The organism is Nonomuraea dietziae, assembly GCF_014195505.1.
Classification (GTDB): Bacteria; Actinomycetota; Actinomycetes; order Streptosporangiales; family Streptosporangiaceae; genus Nonomuraea; species Nonomuraea roseola.
Genome location: NZ_JACIBV010000001.1, coordinates 4,571,109 through 4,588,261, shown reverse-complemented (window position 1 = coordinate 4,588,261; position 17,153 = coordinate 4,571,109). Strand labels below are relative to the sequence as shown.

15 protein-coding genes are annotated in these 17,153 nt (G+C 70.8%); 5 read left to right on the top strand and 10 right to left on the bottom strand.

The genetic code is table 11. From position 1 onward, the window contains the following. The first annotated feature begins 72 nt into the window (after nucleotides 1-72). On the top strand, nucleotides 73-1,569 hold the full coding sequence (locus tag FHR33_RS21585) for a DUF885 family protein (RefSeq protein WP_183650696.1): 1,497 nt from the start codon (nucleotides 73-75) through the stop codon (nucleotides 1,567-1,569). Here the strand turns inward: FHR33_RS21585 and FHR33_RS21580 are convergent. Next, entirely contained in the window at nucleotides 1,566-2,288 is a 723-nt protein-coding gene (locus FHR33_RS21580) for an SDR family NAD(P)-dependent oxidoreductase (RefSeq protein ID WP_183650694.1), read from the bottom strand. The two genes, FHR33_RS21585 and FHR33_RS21580, sit on opposite strands and share 4 nt — an antisense overlap. Nucleotides 2,289-2,355: 67 nt before the next feature. Between FHR33_RS21580 and FHR33_RS21575 the strand changes: the two genes are divergently transcribed. Continuing rightward, entirely contained in the window at nucleotides 2,356-3,195 is an 840-nt protein-coding gene (locus tag FHR33_RS21575) for an SDR family NAD(P)-dependent oxidoreductase (protein WP_183650692.1), read from the top strand. 51 nt (nucleotides 3,196-3,246) lie between these two features. After that, the gene (guaA, locus tag FHR33_RS21570) at nucleotides 3,247-4,797 is read left to right on the top strand and encodes a glutamine-hydrolyzing GMP synthase (protein ID WP_376773191.1); all 1,551 of its coding nucleotides are present in this window, start codon (nucleotides 3,247-3,249) and stop codon (nucleotides 4,795-4,797) included. A gap of 76 nt (nucleotides 4,798-4,873) precedes the next feature. On the opposite strand, the gene FHR33_RS21565 is transcribed toward guaA, so the two are convergent. From FHR33_RS21565 to FHR33_RS21550, 4 genes are all read right to left on the bottom strand, one after another. After that, complete coding sequence (locus tag FHR33_RS21565) at nucleotides 4,874-5,131, bottom strand: hypothetical protein (protein ID WP_183650688.1); 258 nt, start codon at nucleotides 5,129-5,131, stop codon at nucleotides 4,874-4,876. A 72-nt stretch (nucleotides 5,132-5,203) separates the two neighbouring features. Beyond that, nucleotides 5,204-6,382, bottom strand: coding sequence for an acyltransferase family protein (locus FHR33_RS21560; RefSeq protein WP_183650686.1), 1,179 nt, complete (start codon nucleotides 6,380-6,382; stop codon nucleotides 5,204-5,206). 10 nt (nucleotides 6,383-6,392) lie between these two features. Then, entirely contained in the window at nucleotides 6,393-7,772 is a 1,380-nt protein-coding gene (locus FHR33_RS21555; RefSeq protein WP_183650682.1) for a hypothetical protein, read from the bottom strand. Between the two features lie 20 nt (nucleotides 7,773-7,792). Next, nucleotides 7,793-8,476, bottom strand: a complete 684-nt coding sequence (locus FHR33_RS21550) for a polysaccharide deacetylase family protein (protein WP_183650680.1) — start codon at nucleotides 8,474-8,476, stop codon at nucleotides 7,793-7,795. A gap of 153 nt (nucleotides 8,477-8,629) precedes the next feature. On the opposite strand from FHR33_RS21550, the gene FHR33_RS21545 reads away from it, so the two are divergent. Then, nucleotides 8,630-9,232: an acyltransferase gene (locus tag FHR33_RS21545; protein WP_183650675.1), complete on the top strand. Its 603-nt coding sequence runs from the start codon at nucleotides 8,630-8,632 to the stop codon at nucleotides 9,230-9,232. 2 nt (nucleotides 9,233-9,234) lie between these two features. On the opposite strand, the gene FHR33_RS21540 is transcribed toward FHR33_RS21545, so the two are convergent. Both FHR33_RS21540 and FHR33_RS21535 read right to left on the bottom strand, forming a co-directional pair. Further along, the gene (locus FHR33_RS21540) at nucleotides 9,235-10,518 is read right to left on the bottom strand and encodes a nucleotide sugar dehydrogenase (RefSeq protein ID WP_183650669.1); all 1,284 of its coding nucleotides are present in this window, start codon (nucleotides 10,516-10,518) and stop codon (nucleotides 9,235-9,237) included. After that, nucleotides 10,515-12,098: a glycosyltransferase family 2 protein gene (locus FHR33_RS21535; protein ID WP_183650666.1), complete on the bottom strand. Its 1,584-nt coding sequence runs from the start codon at nucleotides 12,096-12,098 to the stop codon at nucleotides 10,515-10,517. Before FHR33_RS21535 ends, FHR33_RS21540 begins: the two co-directional genes overlap by 4 nt. A 53-nt stretch (nucleotides 12,099-12,151) precedes the next feature. Between FHR33_RS21535 and FHR33_RS21530 the strand changes: the two genes are divergently transcribed. Then, nucleotides 12,152-12,334, top strand: a complete 183-nt coding sequence (locus tag FHR33_RS21530; RefSeq protein WP_183650663.1) for a hypothetical protein — start codon at nucleotides 12,152-12,154, stop codon at nucleotides 12,332-12,334. Here the strand turns inward: FHR33_RS21530 and FHR33_RS21525 are convergent. The 3 genes from FHR33_RS21525 to FHR33_RS21515 are packed head-to-tail and all read right to left on the bottom strand — an operon-like array spanning nucleotide 12,306 to nucleotide 16,979. Then, nucleotides 12,306-14,891 carry a glycosyltransferase gene (locus tag FHR33_RS21525; RefSeq protein WP_183650659.1) on the bottom strand — a complete coding sequence of 862 codons (2,586 nt, stop codon included), beginning with the start codon at nucleotides 14,889-14,891 and terminating at the stop codon, nucleotides 12,306-12,308. The two genes, FHR33_RS21530 and FHR33_RS21525, sit on opposite strands and share 29 nt — an antisense overlap. A gap of 1 nt (nucleotide 14,892) precedes the next feature. Then, the gene (locus tag FHR33_RS21520; RefSeq protein WP_183650656.1) at nucleotides 14,893-15,924 is read right to left on the bottom strand and encodes a Gfo/Idh/MocA family protein; all 1,032 of its coding nucleotides are present in this window, start codon (nucleotides 15,922-15,924) and stop codon (nucleotides 14,893-14,895) included. After that, entirely contained in the window at nucleotides 15,921-16,979 is a 1,059-nt protein-coding gene (locus tag FHR33_RS21515; protein WP_183650653.1) for a DegT/DnrJ/EryC1/StrS family aminotransferase, read from the bottom strand. The genes FHR33_RS21520 and FHR33_RS21515 overlap by 4 nt, the downstream gene beginning before the upstream one ends. Nucleotides 16,980-17,153: the final 174 nt, after the last annotated feature.

Here is a 17,153-nt window from a genome sequence, read left to right as displayed (position 1 = left end):
ACAATGCATTGAATCGCTCAGGTGTTCTACAGAATCCGGCTGAGCGCCGGAGTCTCCATTCAAGGAGCTGCGATGACCGACCTCGACGCCAGGTTGCGGGCCGTGCTCGACCTCAACCAGGCCGACGCGAGAGAGAGCGGCGGCAGGCACGAGTACGACGGCAGGGTCCAGGACCTCTCGCCCGAGGGCGTGGCCGCGGCTCTCGCGCGGGTCGGCGAGGGCCCCGCGCCCGCCGACCCCTACGACGCCGCTCACCTGGAGGTCTTCGAGGGCGCGGCGAAGGTCGTGTTCGGCGAACTCCAGCTGCACAGGCGCAACCCGCTCTTCCACCTGTCCAACCTCGACCTGGCCTGCTACGACCGCGACTACGCGCCCGCGCCCGAGCGCGAGGCGGCCAAGACGGCGCACCTGGCCCGGTGGCCCGAGGCGGTCGAGCACGCGATCAGCTCGCTCGACGCCGTGGCGGCGCCCGTAGCCACCTCGCTGCTCGGCGCGGTGAAGGGTCTGGCCGCGGGCGTCACCGACGACGACGCGCTGAAGGCCCACGCGCGGCTGGTCGCGCACGTCGAGCGGGCCGCCGCGGTCGGCGACCCCGACGCGGCGCTCGGCGGCGAGGCGCTGGCCAGGCTGATGGGCGCCTCGGAGGGGCTGCCCGTCGATCTCGGCAGGCTCGCCGAGCGCGCCGACGCCGAGCGCGACCGCCTCCACTCGCTGCTGGCGCAGGCGTGCGCGAAGCTGGGTGAGGAGGGCAGGCCGCCGCTCGAGGTGGCCCGCGAGCTGGTCAAGCGCCACCCCGACGCCGACGGCGTCATCGAGGCGGCCAGGCTCGGCACGGAGAAGGCCATCGCGTTCACCCGCGAGAAGGACCTCGTGCCCTACCACGACGGCGAGTGCCTGGTCGGGCTGGCGCCCGAGTCGCGGCGCTGGGCCATGGCGATGATGGCGTGGAACGCGCCCGGCGAGCCCGAGGGGCCCTCCTGGTACTACATCACCCCGCCGGACTCCTCGTGGCCCGCTCCAGAGCAGGAGGAGTGGCTCGAGGTCTTCAGCGACACCACGCTGCCCGCCATCAACGTGCACGAGGTGGCTCCCGGGCACTTCTCCCACGGCCGCGCGCTGCGTCACGTGAGCTCCGACGTCAGGCGGCTGCTGCTGTCGATGTCGTTCGTCGAGGGCTGGGCCCACTACGGCGAGGAGCTGTGCGTCGAGGAGGGCTTCGAGGCCCACGACCCGCGCTTCGAGATCGGCGTGTGGCTCGAGGCGCTGATCAGGGTCACCAGGCTGGCCTGCGCGATCGGCGTGCACACCGGGCAGATGACGGTCGAGGAGGGCGCGCGCCGCTTCGAGAGCGACACCCATCTGGCGGGGCCCGCGGCGCTGTCCGAGGCGCGCAGGGCCACCTTCGACCCCACCTACGGCCGTTACACCTGGGGCAAGCTGCTCATCCAGGATCTGCGCGAGGAGGCGCGCTCGCAGTGGGGAGCGGGATTCTCCCTGCGCCGCTTCCACCAGGCGATGCTCGACCTCGGCTCGCCGCCGCTCGGCCTGCTCTCCCGCGCGCTGGGCTAGCGGTCGACGGCGGTGGCGCCGCCGTCGACCACCAGGTGGGTGCCGGTGATGAAGGAGGCCTCCTCGCTCATCAGGAAGCGCACCGCTGCGGCCACCTCCTCCGGCCTGCCGAGCCTGTTGGTCAGGGCCCTGCCCTTGAACGTCTCGACGAGCCCCCCTGCCGCCCCGGCGAGCAGGGGAGTGTCGATGTATCCGGGGCAGACCGCGTTCACCCTGATCGGGGCGAGCTCGTGCGCCATCGACCTGGTCAGGCCGAGCAGCCCCGCCTTCGAGGCGCAGTAGGCGGGGATGAACGCCTGTCCCACCAGGCCCTCGATCGAGGAGATCCCGACGATCGCGGCCGCCTCCACCTCGCGCAGCCGGGGGAGCAGCGCCTTGGTCAGCAGCGCCTGGGCGCGCAGGTTGACGTCGAGCACGAAGTCCCACGCCTGCTCGGTGAGGTCGGACACGGCCATCGGGTGGGCGACGCCCGCCGCGTGGACGAGCCCGCCGATCGGGCCGAGCGCGTCGCGGGTGGCCGCGATCGCCTGGTCGAAGGCGGAGGAGTCGGTGACGTCGACCCGAAGCCCGAGGGCCGTGGAGGCCGCCTCGTCGGCGACCTTCCCTGCCGCGGGGCCGTCGAGATCCCAGATCGCCACCGGGCGGCCGGCCTCCGCCAGCGCGAGCGCGCACGCCCTGCCGATGCCCGAGGCGCCGCCGGTAACGATTACCGCGCTCATTCGTGTCCTTTCCACGCGACGCGGATCACGCTAACGTCAGATTCAAGCGAGCGCTAGGGAGGGGCGGGTGCGAGAGCTCTCCGGCAGGGTCGCGGTGGTGACGGGCGCGGCGAGTGGCATCGGCAGGGCGCTGGCGGTGCGGTTCGCCGCGGAGGGCATGTCGTTGATGCTCGCCGACGTCGATCCGCGCGGCCTGTCCCAGACGGCCGCGATGATCTCGGGGGTCAAGGTGCTCACCCAGATCACCGACGTCTCCGACGCGCCCGCCGTCCAGCATCTGGCCCACAGGGCCTTCGGCGAACTCGGCGCGGTGCACGTGCTGTGCAACAACGCGGGGGTCTTCCAGGGTGGCAGGATCTGGACCCGCACGGAGGAGGACGTCGCCTGGCTGCTCGGCGTCAACCTCTGGGGCGTGCTGCACGGCATCCGCGAGTTCGTGCCGCGCATGATCGAGCAGGGCACCGAGGGGCACATCGTCAACACCGTCTCCGTGGCGGGGCTGTTCGCGGGCGCCAACACCGGCGGTCACGCGGTCACCAAGTACGCCGCACTCGCCGCCTCGCAGTCCCTCGCCCTCGACCTGGCGCAGATCGGCTCCAAGCTGCGCGTCACCGCGCTGTGCCCGGGAGGGGTCCGCACCGGCATCAGCCGCTCCGAGCGCGTCAGGCCGGCCGACCTGGTCGTGGCCCGCACCCGCGACGACCTCACCTCCCAGGAGTGGCTCGACGGGATGCTGGAGAAGGGCATGGAGCCGGCCGAGGTGGCCGACGCCACCGTCGAGGCCATCAGGCAGGAGCACTTCCTCGTCCTCACCCACCCCGGCTACGACGACAGCCTGCGCGAGCAGACGACGGCCCTGCTGGCGGGCCTGCTTCCCGAGCCGCCCGACGGCGAGCCTCGCCCCTAGCGGTCCGGATACACTGGGAGCACCGCATTCACCTGCTTGGGGGTTTTCTCGGTGTCTGAATTCGACACAGTGCTCGTGGTCGACTTCGGTGCGCAATACGCACAGCTCATCGCCAGGCGAGTGCGCGAGTGCCACGTCTACTCCGAGATCGTCCCCTCGACGATGCCGGTCGAGGAGATGCTGGCCAAGAAGCCGAAGGCGATCATCCTGTCCGGCGGCCCCTCCTCCGTCTACTCCGAGGGGGCGCCCGCCGTTCCTGTCGGCCTGTTCGAGACCGGGGTGCCGACCTTCGGCATCTGCTACGGCTTCCAGGCCATGGCCCAGACTCTGGGCGGCGAGGTGGCCCGCACCGGCATCGCCGAGTACGGCGGCACCGAGCTGCGGGTCGGCATGGAGGGCGTGCTCTTCTCGGGTCTGCCCGCCAAGCAGACCGTCTGGATGTCCCACGGCGACAGCGTCGCCGCGGCGCCCGAGGGCTTCACCGTCACCGCCGCCACCGACGAGACGCCCGTGGCCGCCTTCGAACACCCGGGCAAGGGCCTGTACGGCGTGCAGTTCCACCCCGAGGTGCTCCACTCCGACCACGGCCAGGCCGTGCTGAAGCACTTCCTCGACGCGGCGGGCTGCCGTCCCTCGTGGACGATGCTCAACATCGTCGAGGACGCCGTGGCCGCCGTCCAGCAGCAGATCGGCCCCGAGGGCCGCGCCATCTGCGCCCTGTCGGGAGGCGTCGACTCGGCGGTGGCCGCCGCGATCGTCCAGCGCGCCATCGGCGACCGGCTGACCTGCGTCTTCGTCGACCACGGCCTGCTGCGCAAGGGCGAGGCCGAGCAGGTCGAGCGCGACTTCGTCGCCGTCACGGGGGTCAAGCTCCGCGTCGTCGACGCCGCCGACCGCTTCCTCAAGGCGCTCGACGGGGTCACCGACCCCGAGGAGAAGCGCAAGATCATCGGTCGCGAGTTCATCCGCGTCTTCGAGGACGAGCAGCGCGCCATCATGTCCGAGGGCCCCGTCGACTTCCTCGTCCAGGGCACCCTCTACCCCGACGTGGTCGAGTCGGGCGGCGGCACGGGCACCGCCAACATCAAGTCGCACCACAACGTCGGCGGCTTGCCGGAGGACCTGCAGTTCTCGCTGGTCGAGCCGTTGCGCACGCTGTTCAAGGACGAGGTGCGCAGGGCGGGAGAGGAGCTCGGCCTGCCGGCGGCGATGGTCTGGCGTCAGCCGTTCCCCGGGCCGGGGCTCGGCATCCGCATCATCGGCTCCGTCACCCAGGACCGCCTCGACATCCTGCGCGAGGCCGACGCCATCGCTCGTGAGGAGCTGTCCAGGGCGGGGCTCGACCGCGAGATCTGGCAGTGCCCCGTGGTGCTGCTGGCCGACGTCCGCTCGGTGGGCGTCCAGGGCGACGGCCGCACCTACGGTCACCCGGTGGTGCTGCGCCCGGTGACCTCGGAGGACGCGATGACGGCGGACTGGGCGCGGGTGCCCTACGACGTCCTGTCGCGCATCTCGACCCGCATCACCAACGAGGTGCGAGAGGTCAACAGGGTGGTGGTCGACGTGACCAGCAAGCCGCCCGGCACGATCGAGTGGGAGTAGCGGTCACGAAAGGGGAGAGCCGCGGAATCGCATTCCGCGGCTCTCCCCTTTCGCGTCTCTGCCGGCCGCCCGCCTACTAGGCCGTCCCCGCCGCCACGTTGCGCCAGCCGAAGATGACGGCCCCGGACAGGAGCACGGCGCCGGACAGCAGGCCGCTGACGATCGGCACCCACGACACGGCAGCCGTCGACGCGAGCACGAGCCCGACGCCGCCGAGCAGCGTCGACGGGGATGCCGCGTAGCTCGCCCACCACCTCTTCCAGCCGATGGGCAAGCTGGGCCAACCACACGCCTCCTTCGCCGACCGCGCCCGCCGCACCGGCGGCGGGATCATGCGTGCCCATTCTGACCTGTCTGATTCGTCCCCTGCCGGCCGCAACGGCCCTGATCGATGCTCACCGACTGGTCACGACGACACAGTGCGTGTGTCGCGCGGTCGGGAGAGCTCTCCGACGCCACCCGCTGACCTGCTGACCAGCCGCCTGCCGTACCGCTGGGCGGGCAGTTCGACGAAGCGGTAGGTGAGCCAGCTCGCGCCGAGGATCAGCGCGAACAGCGTGAGGGCGAGGGCGAGCTGGACGGGCCACGGCAGCAGCCTGGTGTCGCCGAGCACCAGCAGCGCCAGCTTGAGCAGCGGCACGTGCACGAGGTAGACCGAGTAGCTGACCAGGCCGAGCCAGGCGAGCACGCGCGGCAGGGCTCGCTCGCGCAGGGCGAAGAAGAGCGCGAACGTGGCCGCGGCCAGCCCCATCGTGGCCAGGTTCGTGAGGCCGTTGAAGGTCACCGGCTTGAGGAACGGCACCACCACGATCAGCGTCGCCACCCCCGCCACCGGCCACAGGCCCGAGCTCTGGCCGTGCTGCCAGCGGTAGATCGCGGTGCCGGTGAACATCACCGAGAGGATCATCGCGCCCTGCCAGGTCTCCCTGCTGCCGATCCAGATGAGCGCGACGGCCAGGACGGCCAGCGCCACCCCGCCTGCCGTACGCAGGGAGCGGGAGCCGTACAGGACGCAGCCGAGGCCGGCCGCGACCACGGCCAGCACCACCAGGGGCGCCCAGGGGCCGTCGAGCAGGTGGCCCTCGCGCGGCATCGTGAAGGCGACCAGGCTCGCCAGTGCCGCGAACGCCAGCGCGAACAGTCCGCTGCGCCGGTGCACCCCCGCCACGAACAGGCCCGTGACCAGCAGGTAGAAGACCATCTCGTAGGAGAGCGTCCACATCGGCTCGACCAGGCCCGCCGAGCCCGTGACCTCCATGAGCATCGTGAGGTGGGCGAAGAAGTCGGCGTCGCCGCGCAACGGCAGCAGCGGCGCCAGCGCCAGTGTGATCACGATGACCAGCAGGTAGAGGGGGTAGAGGCGGAACAGCCTGCTGATCCAGAACGCCTTCACCTCGCCCCTGCGCTCCAGCGAGGCGGGGATGATGTAGCCGCTGACGAGGAAGAACACCAGGACCCCGTAGATCCCGAGGTTCATCCAGCGGGGCCGCAGCCCGTCGAGGAAGTGGTAGTTGAGATGCTCGACGAGGACGGCCGTCGCGCCCACGCCACGAAGGGCGTCGAGCCACGCCAGCCGTCTTGTCATTCCGCGCAGTTTACCCGCGTCCCGCGCGCCAGAAGCGGACGAGCAGGGGAAGCATGAGGAAGCCGATGAAGATGGGCGAGGCCATGTAGCGGAAGTCCTGGGCGGAGATGTTGGCGAGGACCGCCGTCTGCTGGCCGATCATCGCGGCCGCGATCCCGAACACCCACCGGTTGCCCCGCAGCCAGGCCGCGACCGCCAGCGCCAGGTAGGAGGCGTAGCACCAGATCGGCCCCCGCCACACCAGCCAGTCGAGGTCGGGCTCGTAGGAGGCCCACAGCCACCGGGTGGCGAGGTCGTTGAGCGGCGCCGACAGCGGGCTCAGGTTGAAGCTCTCCAGCTCGGGGTGGCGTTCGATCGCGTAGGGGCCGACGTACTCCCACGTGAACCACCGGTGTGAGAAGTGGTAGGTCTCGCCGCCCTCCGACCACCGGTCGGCCCCCGGACGCCAGGCGATCGCCCCTCTGCACAGCCGCGTCTTGATCACCTGGTCGGGCGCCTCCATCAGGATGCGCTGCCACAGCGCCATCACCTGCGGGGCCAGTTCGTCGGAGCGCCGCCAGTCGAAGTCCTCGCGCCAGATCAGCGGGTTGATCGTGTTGCAGTTGGCCCCCCTCCACCAGCGCTCCAGGGGGGCGATCTCGGCCATCAGCGCCACGTCCTGCGTGGTGAACAGGTCCGTGCGCTCCTTCCACGCGACCGCGATGTCGCCGTAGGCGGTGTGGTAGACGAACGTGCGCGACGGCGGCACGATGCCCACCTGCGGAAGGACCAGGTGGGTCAGCAGCACGGGCACGCCGGCCGCGACCAGGCCTGTCGCGGCCAGCCGCGCCCTCGCGCCCTTCCCGATGACCAGCAGCACCACGACCATGATCGCCACCACCAGGAACCCGTTTGCCCTGAACAGCCCGGCGCCCAGCATGGCCGCGCCGAGGCCGACCAGCGTCGCTCTGGTCGGCCCTCTGTCCTTGGCGATGCGCGCGGTGACGGCGGTGATGGCGATGACGCAGGCGGTGAACGGCACGTCCTTCCAGAACGTCACCGCGAACGCTCCGAACGGCGGCGCGAAGGGCAGCAGCACGGCGGCGATCGTCGTCGGCAGGCGCGGCGCTCCGAGGCGCTTGAGCTCCTGGGCGAGGAAGGCGATGGCCGCGGCCATGGCGGTCGTCTGGAGGAACGTCACGACGCCGACCTCGCCCGTGGCCTTCACACTCAGCCACAACAGCGCGTCGTAGAGGACCGAGTGGTCGCTGACCCACGGCCCTTCGAGGGTGTGGGTCAGGTAGAGCGCGGAGTCGCGGCTGAACAGGCCAGGGTAGAAGGCGGCCCACCACAGGAGGAGCACGATCTGGATGAAGAGGAATGTCCTCGCCGTGGAACGTTCGACCGTCACACGCGATATTGTCCAGGGATCTACGGGTAAGTCGTGCCAGGGGCGAGCTTACGCCCCTTGAGCAGGGTCGACACCGTCACCAAGTGGTAGCCGCGCTTCTTCAGCTCCTTGATCAGCGAGGGCATCACCTGGACGGTCTGCGGCACCACGTCGTGCATGAGGATGACGCCGTCGCGCTTGGCCAGCCGGAGAACCGCCGACCTGATCTTCTTCTGGTCACGCAGCTTCCAGTCGAGCGTGGTGCCGGTCCACAGCACCTGCGCCATCCCCTCGTCTCCCGCCAGCTCCCGCACCCTGTCGTCGGTGTTCCCGTACGGCGGGCGGAACATCCGGGGCGTCCTGCCGGTGAGCGAGGAGATCGCATCCTGGGTGGCCCTCAGCTCCTGGGTGATCTCCTCGTCGAAGAGCGTGGGGAGGCTGGGGTGGGACCAGGTGTGGTTGCCGATCTCGTGGCCTTCGCGGGCCATGCGCTTCACGAGCGCGGGCCGCAGCTCCACGTGCTTGCCCATGAGGAAGAAGGTGGCCTTGGCCTTGTTCTTCCTGAGCGTCGACAGGAGCGTTCCAGTGGCAGGGCCTGGGCCGTCGTCGAAGGTGAGGGCCAGGCACTTCACCTTCGCGCAGTCGACTCTGGGGGCGGCCTGCGCGGGGAGCGCCGGCAGCAGCGCCACGATCGCTCCAGCGAGGACGAGTCCACGTACCAACATCCGGCGCCTCCAGCGACGAGGGGAATCACATCTCGTCCATGGTGCCGCATTCCGGACGGCTCCGGGTCGGCGGACGGCTGCCTCGGGGGCGGGGGAGCGAGCTTCGACTAGCCTGAATTCCGGCAAGAACCGGCACGGGAGAAATGGCGGCCCATGGACAACAGAATCGCCGCTACCGCCCAGGTGGACGAAAGCGCGCAGATCGGGTCTGGGGTCAGGGTGTGGGATCTCGCCCAGGTGCGAGAGAACGCGCGTCTTGGCGACGGCTGCGTTCTGGGACGGGGCGCTTATGTCGGGCCAGGGGTGCGACTCGGAAACAACGTGAAAATCCAGAATTACGCGCTCGTCTATGAACCGGCCGCGCTGGCCGACGGTGTTTTCGTCGGGCCCGCCGCCGTCCTCACCAATGACCGCAATCCGCGCTCGGTCAGCGCCGACGGCCAGGTGAAGGGCGGCGACGACTGGACGGCCGTCGGTGTCGTCGTCGAGGAGGGCGCGTCGCTGGGAGCGAGGTCCGTCTGCGTGGCGCCGGTGCGAGTGGGCCGCTGGGCCATGGTCGCCGCAGGGGCCGTCGTGACCAGGGACGTGCCCGACTACGCCCTGGTGGCGGGGGTCCCGGCGAAGAGGATCGGCTGGGTGGGCAGGGCGGGCGTCCGCCTGGAGGCCAAGGACGGCGAGGCGGACGTGTGGGTCTGCCCCGAGACGGGGCTGACCTACGTCCGCGACTGCGCCGACCGGCTCAGCGAACGCCCCTGAGACTAGGCGCCGATCACCAGGCGCCGCACTCCCCGCCACCGCTCGGGCGCGGTCACCCGCCGCCCGTCGACCAGCACCCGCACGCCGGGCAGGTCCTCCGCGCCGAGCATGCGGTACTCCAGGTGGTCGGCCTGCACGATCGCCGCGGTGACGGGCTCGCCCTGCCACGGTTTCAGCCCCATGGCCGCGATCTCCCCGGTGGAGAACAGCGGGTCGGCGACGTACGCCGTGGCCCCGAGCTCCCGTAGCCTCGCCACGGTGGGGAACACGCCGGAGAAGGCGCTCTCCTTCACCCCACCGCGGTAGGCCACGCCGAGGACGAGCACGTGCGCGCCCGACAGCTCGCCGTAGGCCGCCTCCAGCATGCCGACGACGTAGGCGGGCATCGCGGCGTTGGCCTCCCTCGCGGCGCGCACCACGCTCGCATCGGGGTCGCCCCACAGGTAGATCTGCGGATACACCGGGATGCAGTGCCCTCCGACGGCGATGCCGGGCTGGTGGATCTGGCTGTAGGGCTGGGTGTTGCACGCCTCGATGACGCGCGCCACGTCGATGCCCCGGCGCGCGGCGAACCTCGCGAACTGGTTGGCCAGTGCGATGTTGACGTCCCTGTAGGTGGTCTCGGCCAGCTTGGCCAGCTCGGCGGCCTCCGTGGAGCCGAGATCCCAGACCCCGTTGGGCTTCTTGAGCATGGGACGGGTGTCGAAGTCGAGAGCGGACTCGTAGAAGGCCACCCCGTGCTCGGCCGACCGCTCGCAGATCCCGCCCACGAGTTTGGGGTAGCGCCGCAGGTCGGCGAAGACCCTGCCGGTCAGCACCCGCTCGGGGCTGAAGACCAGGTGGAAGTCGAGGCCGGCCGTCAGCCCCGAACCCGACTCCAGCATGGGACCCCATCGGTTCCTGGTGGTGCCGACGGGATGAGTCGTCTCGTAGCTGACCAGCGTGCCGGGGCGCAGGCCCCTCGCGACCGCCTGGGTGGCGGCGTCCATCGACGCGAAGTCGGGCGCGCCCTCGGCGTCCACGTAGAGCGGCACCACCACGACGACCACGTCACTGCCGGCGACGGCCGCCGTCGTGTCGCGGGTGGCGGACAGCAGGCCGCTGTGCACCGCCTCCTTCAGCCTGACGTCCAGGTCCTTCTCGCCGGGGAACGGCTCCTCGCCGGCGTTGACCAGGTCGACGACGCGCTCGTCCACGTCCGCACCGACGACCCGGTGGCCCTTGCCGCAGAACTGCACCGCGAGCGGGAGGCCGATCTTCCCGAGACCGACGACGCACACGTTCATGAGTGCTTCCTTCTCCGCATGCGGCGCAGCGCCCGCCTTAGCGCCTTGAGCCGCGACATCCTGCTGACGTAGATCTTCAGATTTCCCTGCGAGTCGTCGCCGAGCGTGATCCGGAAGGCCTTTCCTCCGCGCCACCGGACGACAGAGGTCGACGGCCCTGGAAGCTGCGGAAGGGGGAGCTGGTAGGTCACGTTCGCGACCCTGACGTACAGCCGGGGGACGAAGATCTTCGCGCGGTCGGCCCTGCGCTTCGTCAGCGACGCGTACGGGACGTGGACTTTGATCGCGAGGTGGTCGTCGTGCTGCTCGGCCGAGACCGGCTCGGCGAACGGCGGCACGTGGCCCTCGGCGAGCTTGTAGCAGCCGGTGATGTCCTCGTCCTGGCTCCTGCCCTTGCGCACGGGAAGGAAGGCCACACGCACCGGGGACGCGCCGACCAGCGGGAGGCGCCCGGTCAGGATGCCGTCCTCGTCGCGGACGACGTCGTCGACCCGCATGAGCCCTGCCGCGCTGCCCGTCAGCGCGAAGTGGTGATTCGGCAGGGTGCCGAATCCGGGCAGCGCCTCGTAGACGCCGTCTCCCGTGACGACCACCGCCGACCCGACGCCGTCCCGCTCGCGGCGGATGAGCTCCCTCAGCTCGTCGGCGAGTCCCACCTGTGCCAGCAGGAGCTTCACCCTGCGCGTGCGGTCGAGCTTGGCGACGATGCCAGGGGTGAGGTAGGCCTCGGCCAGAGCGCCCACGCCCGCGCACACGTCGTCCTGCCGCTCCCGCTCCAGGGTGAGGAAGTCCTGGTCGAGCAGCTTGGACAGCTCCCACGTGAAGTGCCGCCTCAGCACGGTGTCCCTGCCCGTCCCCCGCTCGAGCAGCGACGCCGCCGACTTCATGACCTCCGCCGTGCACCGCAGCCTGGTCAGGTGCGAGGTCCTGGAGCCGACGTCGCTCGCGTCATCCCTGCGCACGGCGTAGTAGTAGTCGTAGTCGGCCAGGACGCTGATCCGCCGGGCGCGGACACAGGCCTCGAGGGTGAACGGCTGGTCGCTCCAGACCGGCATGTGCTCGGGGAAGCGCAGCCCGTGCCGTTCGACGAGCTCCCTGCGGAACAGCTTGTTGTTGGACAGCGCCCACGCCAGCGGCGAGTCGTCGAGCGTGATCTCCGGCCTGGTGCTCTCGTAGACGGCCCGGCTGACGTTCCTGCCGTTCACCCCGATGGTACGGCCGAGCACCACGTCCGAGTCGTAGGTGTCGGCGGCCGACACCAGCCGCTCGAGCGCCTCGGGGCCGAGGTGGTCGCCGGCTCCGAGGAAGAAGACGTACCTGCCGGTGGCCATGGACAGCGCCCTGTTGCTCGGCTGGGCCTGGCCGCCCGAGTGCTCCTGCGTGAGCACGGTGAACAACCCCGGGTACAGCTCGGCGAAGCGTTGGAGCTCCTTGTCGCCGCCGTCGGTGGAGCCGTCGTCCACGGCGATGACCTGCATCCGGTCGGGCCCGATGGTCTGCGAGACGACCGAGTCCAGGCATTCCGTCAGGTACGGCATGGTGTTGTAGACGGCGATGATCACGCTGACGTCCGCTTGCATGTTGCGCTACTCTCCGGAGTTAAATGGTGGCACTTCGTTGCTGATGTGATCTTTTGCCGGCGTCGGCGTGGTCGGCGCACGGCCGCGACGCGTCGCACCTGACCGGCCACGCGGCCGGCCTGGTGCTCGCGCCGACCCGGCGGGCCGTGGCGCACCTGGCCCACGAGGGCCTGGCCGAACGCGCGGCCCTCGTGGGAGCTGTGATGGTCACCGCAGGAACCCGGCCAGGGCCCTGACGGTCTGGGTGCCGTCGTGGTAGGCGCGGGCGAAGGCCGCGGACTCGACCCCGATCCGCGCCGTGGCGTCCCTGTCGTCCAGCAGGCGCTCCATGGCGGGGCCGATCGTGTCCACGGTGGCGTTGACGATGGGCGGCACGGGCACGCCGCTGCCGTAGGCGCTCTCCGACAGGTAGGCCATCACGGGCTTGCCCGCTGCCATACCCTCGCAGGCGAAGGTGCCGTAGCTGCCGATGGCGAACTGGTCGACCACGATGTCGGCCTCCCGCACCAGCGCGCGCATCTGCGACCAGGAGACGTTCTCGGCCAGCTGGAAGTCGATGACGCCACGCTCGTGCAGACCGGTGAGCGCGGGAAGGATGCGCGCGGTCCCCTTCGTCCACCGCTTGGACGGCGCGTGGAGCACCTTGGGCCTGCTCCTGCGCATCACGGGCGCGTCGCAGGCCCAGGCGTTCACGTCCACGACCAGCGGCGCCCATATTGCCTGTGGCAGGTCGTCCAGGAGATCGGGTGTGGTCACGAAGACGGGCAGCCCGCACTCCCTCGCGATCCTGTGGTTGTGCTCGGTGACCGCGGTGAGTCGCCTCACCACCTCCTCGGGGGCGTCGTGGAACAGCGAGTGCTCGTGCCGTTCCATGTGCCGCAGGGGATGGCGGACCTCGCTGCCGTGGGCGAGGAGCGCGACCTTGATGCCCGCCCTGAGCAGCGCGGGCAGGTCGCCGTCCACGTGCTCGCCGTTGAGCCTGCCCAGGATCGGCAGGAAGGCGTCGGCCAGCAGGTGCGTGTAGCGGCCGAGGGTCCGCTGGATCTGCGCGATCTGCGTCTCCCTGCGCCCGAAGGCCGCGGGGTCGAGGTAGTGGTCGGCGGGATAGTCGAGGGGAGAGCCGGGACGCTTCAGCATCACGACCTCCATCGAGACGTCGCCGCGCTCCCTGCTGATGGCCTGCGCGAAGGCGGCCAGCTGGCCCGAGTGGTTGGCGGGGCCGAGGCCGAGCCTGATCGGGGTGGCGCGGAGCGGGGTCCAGCCGCCGTCCGTCACGCTCCCCATCCGCTCACGCGCGTCCCACGGCACGACCGAGGAGGGCGGGGGCGGGGTGAGACCCGACAGCTCGCGGTAGAGCTGCAGCAGGATCGAGCACTGGTACTCCCACGACAGCTCCTTGAGTATGGCCTCGGAGATGTTCTCGGCCAGCTCCTTCTTCCTCGACAGGCCACGCCGTACGGCGGCGGCGAAGGCGGGCACGTCTCCTGAGGAGAAGACCTCGCCCACCCCGTGGGCGTTGACGTAGGTGGCGACGGTGCGCACGTCGCTGACCACCAGCGCGAGCCCCGCGTGCAGGTACTCCGCCAGCTTGGTCGGCAGCGACATCTCGTGGTTCGGCAGCCGCTTCGAGCAGATCAGACCCAGGTCGGCGGTGGAGAGGTAGTCGGCGACGTCGGCCTGCGGCACGTAGGGGACCACGTGGACGCGATCGCTGACGCCGATCCGCTCGGCCAGCTCCAGCAGCTCCCTGAGCACCGCGTTCTTCCGCCCCGACACGATCGCCAGATGGACGTGGGGCAGCGAGGTCAGCGAGGCGACGGCCGTGTCGACGCTGCGGTCCCTGTCCATCCAGCCCGAGTAGACGAGCAGGGGCGTGTCCGGGCCGAGACCGCAGGCGGCGCGGACGCTGGCGGAGCTCTCACCACGGCCGACGGCCTCTCTGATCGGCGTGTTGCGCACGACCAGCGGCGTGGAGGGCAGGTGATACTGCCGCCGCAGCACCTCGGCGATCTCGGGAGAGACCGTGACGACGGCGTCCGCCCTGCCGATGAACTGCCGCTCCAGGTCGTGATAGGCGCTCGTCCTGAGTTCCGTGTGCCAGTCCGCGCCCCTGACGTACTCGTGGGCGTCGTAGAGCCACCGGCAGGTGAACCCGCGCGAGCGCAGCCGCGCGGCGCTCTGGGCGGCCACGCCGATCATCGTGATGTCGTTGGCGTGGATCACATGGGGCCGCAGGTCGTCGAGGACCGCCCCGAAGGCCAGCTCGAGGTCGATGAGCTCGGGCATGTCCCTGCGCCACTCGCCGACCGGCGTGTGCTTCCTGCGGCTGCGCCTGCGCTCCCACCTGAAGGCGCGGACGCGCGCCTGGTGGACGTGCCTGCCCAGGCGGATCCACAGCCGCCTGGTGTGGCGGGACAGGGCGCCGCTCGCTCCCGCGCTGTAGGTCCAGCCGATGTGGGCGCGCTGCTCCCTGACCCACACCCGGTGCGCCGTCCGGTAGCGGGCCAAAGCCCTCTCGTCGGGCAGGCCCCACTGCGTGATTCTGGCGCGCAGGCCCCGCCGCTGGCGCTTCACCCACGCGTGCTTACGCATGACGTCGTCGACGGCGACTCTGATGACCCGTACGGGACCGAACGACGAGTATTCGGTCTCACCACCGGCGGCCCGCCCGACGAGCGTGACCTCCCACCCGTCGCGGGCCGCGGCGAGGGCGGTCTTCTGGACTCTGGAGTCACCGGTGATGGCGTTGCCCACGATGACGGCGAGCCGGGGCCGGGCGGCAGGTGATGACATGTCAGTGCGCTTTCTGTGTCTCGAGGCGGTGGTGGTCGCTCAGGTGCACGGTCACGCCCTCGTGGGCGGAGCGCAGCACCGCGACGGACACCGCCACCGTGCGAAGGCCGTGGTCGAGCGGCACGATGTCGGCGGGCAGGCCGAGCACCGCGTCGCGGAACCGCTCGTGCTCGACCTGGAGGGGCTCCCGCTTGAGGATCGCGTAGCGGATCAGGGCTCCCTCGGAGACGCCCCTGAAGGCGCTCAGCGCCTCCCACTCGGTGTGACCGGCGCCGTTGGAGTAGAAGGTGAGGTCGGCGGTGAGGGTGTCGGCCACGAAACACCCGAGGTCGCCCGTGACGATCGTGGAGCGCTCCTTCAGCGGGCTCAGCCAGTTGACCAGGTGGTTGGCGACGGCCGACCGTTCGAGCTGGCCGACGACGGCAACCATGTCCTCGTAGGCCCGCCCGCTCCTGGAGATCGTGCGGGCCGACACCGACAGGTAGTCCTGTCCCGTCACCCAGCTCGTGAGGTCGATGTCGTGGGTGGCCAGGTCCTTGACCACGCCGACGTCGGTGATCCGGTTGGGGAAGGGGCCCTGGCGGCGGGTGGCGACCTGGAACACCTCGCCGAGCTCTCCGGCCTCCAGCCTGTCGCGGAGGCTGAGCAGCGCGGGGTTGAAGCGCTCGATGTGACCCACCGCGGCCACCAGCCCGCGTGAACGGAAGGCCGTCACGAGCCGGTGCGCGGCGTCGACCGTGTGCGCCAGCGGCTTCTCGATCAGGGCGCAGACGCCGGCGGCGGCCAGGCGCAGGCCGACCTCCTCGTGCGTGGCCGTGGGGGTGGCCACCACGGCGTAGTCGATGCCGAGGGTGAGCAGGTCGTCGAGGTCGTTGAGGAGGGGGACGCCGTGGAAGGGCGCGATTTTCGAGGCCAGCGGGTCGCTGACGCCGGCCAGGCACACCCCTTCCAGCCCCGACAGCACGCGGGCGTGGTGGCGCCCCATCGCGCCGAGCCCTATCAGCCCGGCGCGCAGCGTCCTTCCTCGGCTCACAGCAGGCTCCCCGCCTCGTTGACCGCCTCGGCGACGCGGTCGAGCTGGGCGGGCGTGAGCGACGGGTGCACCGGCAGCGACACCACCTCGGCGACCGCGCACTCGGTCTCGGGGAGCGCCAGGTGCCCGTGCTCGGGCAGGTACGGCCTCAGCCGGTGGACGGGGGTCAGGTAGTAGACCGCGCTGCCCACGCCCAGCTCCGACAGCCGCCGCTGGAAGCGGTCGCGCTCGCCGGGCGCCCGAAGCGTGTACTGGTGGTAGACGTGCGTCGCGCCGTCGGCCACGAAGGGCGCCGGCAGCGCGGTGATGCGCGCGTCGAGACTCTTGGCGTTCCTGACGCGCTGCTCGGTCCATCCGGGCAGCTGCTCGAGTTGCACCCTGCCGATGGCGGCGGCCACGTCGGTCATGCGCAGGTTCGCGCCGACGATCTCGTTGGCGTAGCGCGCCTCCATGCCCTGGTTGCGCAGGAGACGGAGCCTGCGGGCCAGGTTCGCGTCGGCGGTGGCGATCATGCCGCCCTCCAGGGCGTGCATGTTCTTGGTCGGGTAGAAGCTGAAGCAGCCTGCCGCGCCGAAGGACCCTGCGGGCTTGCCGTCCAGCGCCGCGCCGTGGGCCTGGCACGCGTCCTCGACGATGGCCAGGCCGTGCCGGTCGGCGAGGGCCTGGAGGTCGTCCATGGGGGCGGGGTGGCCGTACAGGTGGACGGGCATGATGGCCGCGGTGCGCGGGCTGATCGCCGCCGCGACCGCGTCGGGCGCCAGGCAGTAGGTGGCAGGGTCGATGTCGGCGAAGACCGGATCGGCGCCGACGAGCCGCACCGCGTTGGCGGTGGCGGCGAAGGTGAACGAGGGCACGATGACCTCGTCGGCAGGGCCGATGCCCAGCGCCATGAGGGTCAGGTGAAGTGCCGAGGTGCCCGAGTTGACGGCGACGCAGTGCCTGTCCGCGACCATGGAGGAGAACTCGTGCTCGAAGGCGGCCACCTCTGGGCCCTGGACGACCCGGCCGCTGCGTAGCACGCGCACGGCCGCCGCTATTTCCGCCTCGCCGATCACAGGCTGTGCAAGTGGAATTGGCGCCGTTTGCCGATTATGCACAGGGGCACTCCCCGTCCGAGCGGATAAATGGCTTGGAACCAGAGAGCGACTGTAAACCCAGCGCTCGCCCCGGTCGGTGCCGTTGCCTTTCGGTGGACAGAAATTTGCCCGGTGTTGACTCCCTTCGCCGAT

Coding starts and splice junctions, on each gene's coding strand:
- FHR33_RS21585 (WP_183650696.1), top strand. CDS start 73: ATGACCGACCTCGACGCCAGGTTGCGGGCCGTGCTCGACCTCAACCAG.
- FHR33_RS21545 (WP_183650675.1), top strand. CDS start 8,630: ATGGACAACAGAATCGCCGCTACCGCCCAGGTGGACGAAAGCGCGCAG.
- FHR33_RS21560 (WP_183650686.1), bottom strand. CDS start 6,382: ATGACAAGACGGCTGGCGTGGCTCGACGCCCTTCGTGGCGTGGGCGCG.
- FHR33_RS21580 (WP_183650694.1), bottom strand. CDS start 2,288: ATGAGCGCGGTAATCGTTACCGGCGGCGCCTCGGGCATCGGCAGGGCG.
- FHR33_RS21550 (WP_183650680.1), bottom strand. CDS start 8,476: ATGTTGGTACGTGGACTCGTCCTCGCTGGAGCGATCGTGGCGCTGCTG.
- FHR33_RS21535 (WP_183650666.1), bottom strand. CDS start 12,098: ATGCAAGCGGACGTCAGCGTGATCATCGCCGTCTACAACACCATGCCG.
- FHR33_RS21540 (WP_183650669.1), bottom strand. CDS start 10,518: ATGAACGTGTGCGTCGTCGGTCTCGGGAAGATCGGCCTCCCGCTCGCG.
- FHR33_RS21525 (WP_183650659.1), bottom strand. CDS start 14,891: ATGTCATCACCTGCCGCCCGGCCCCGGCTCGCCGTCATCGTGGGCAAC.
- FHR33_RS21565 (WP_183650688.1), bottom strand. CDS start 5,131: ATGATCCCGCCGCCGGTGCGGCGGGCGCGGTCGGCGAAGGAGGCGTGT.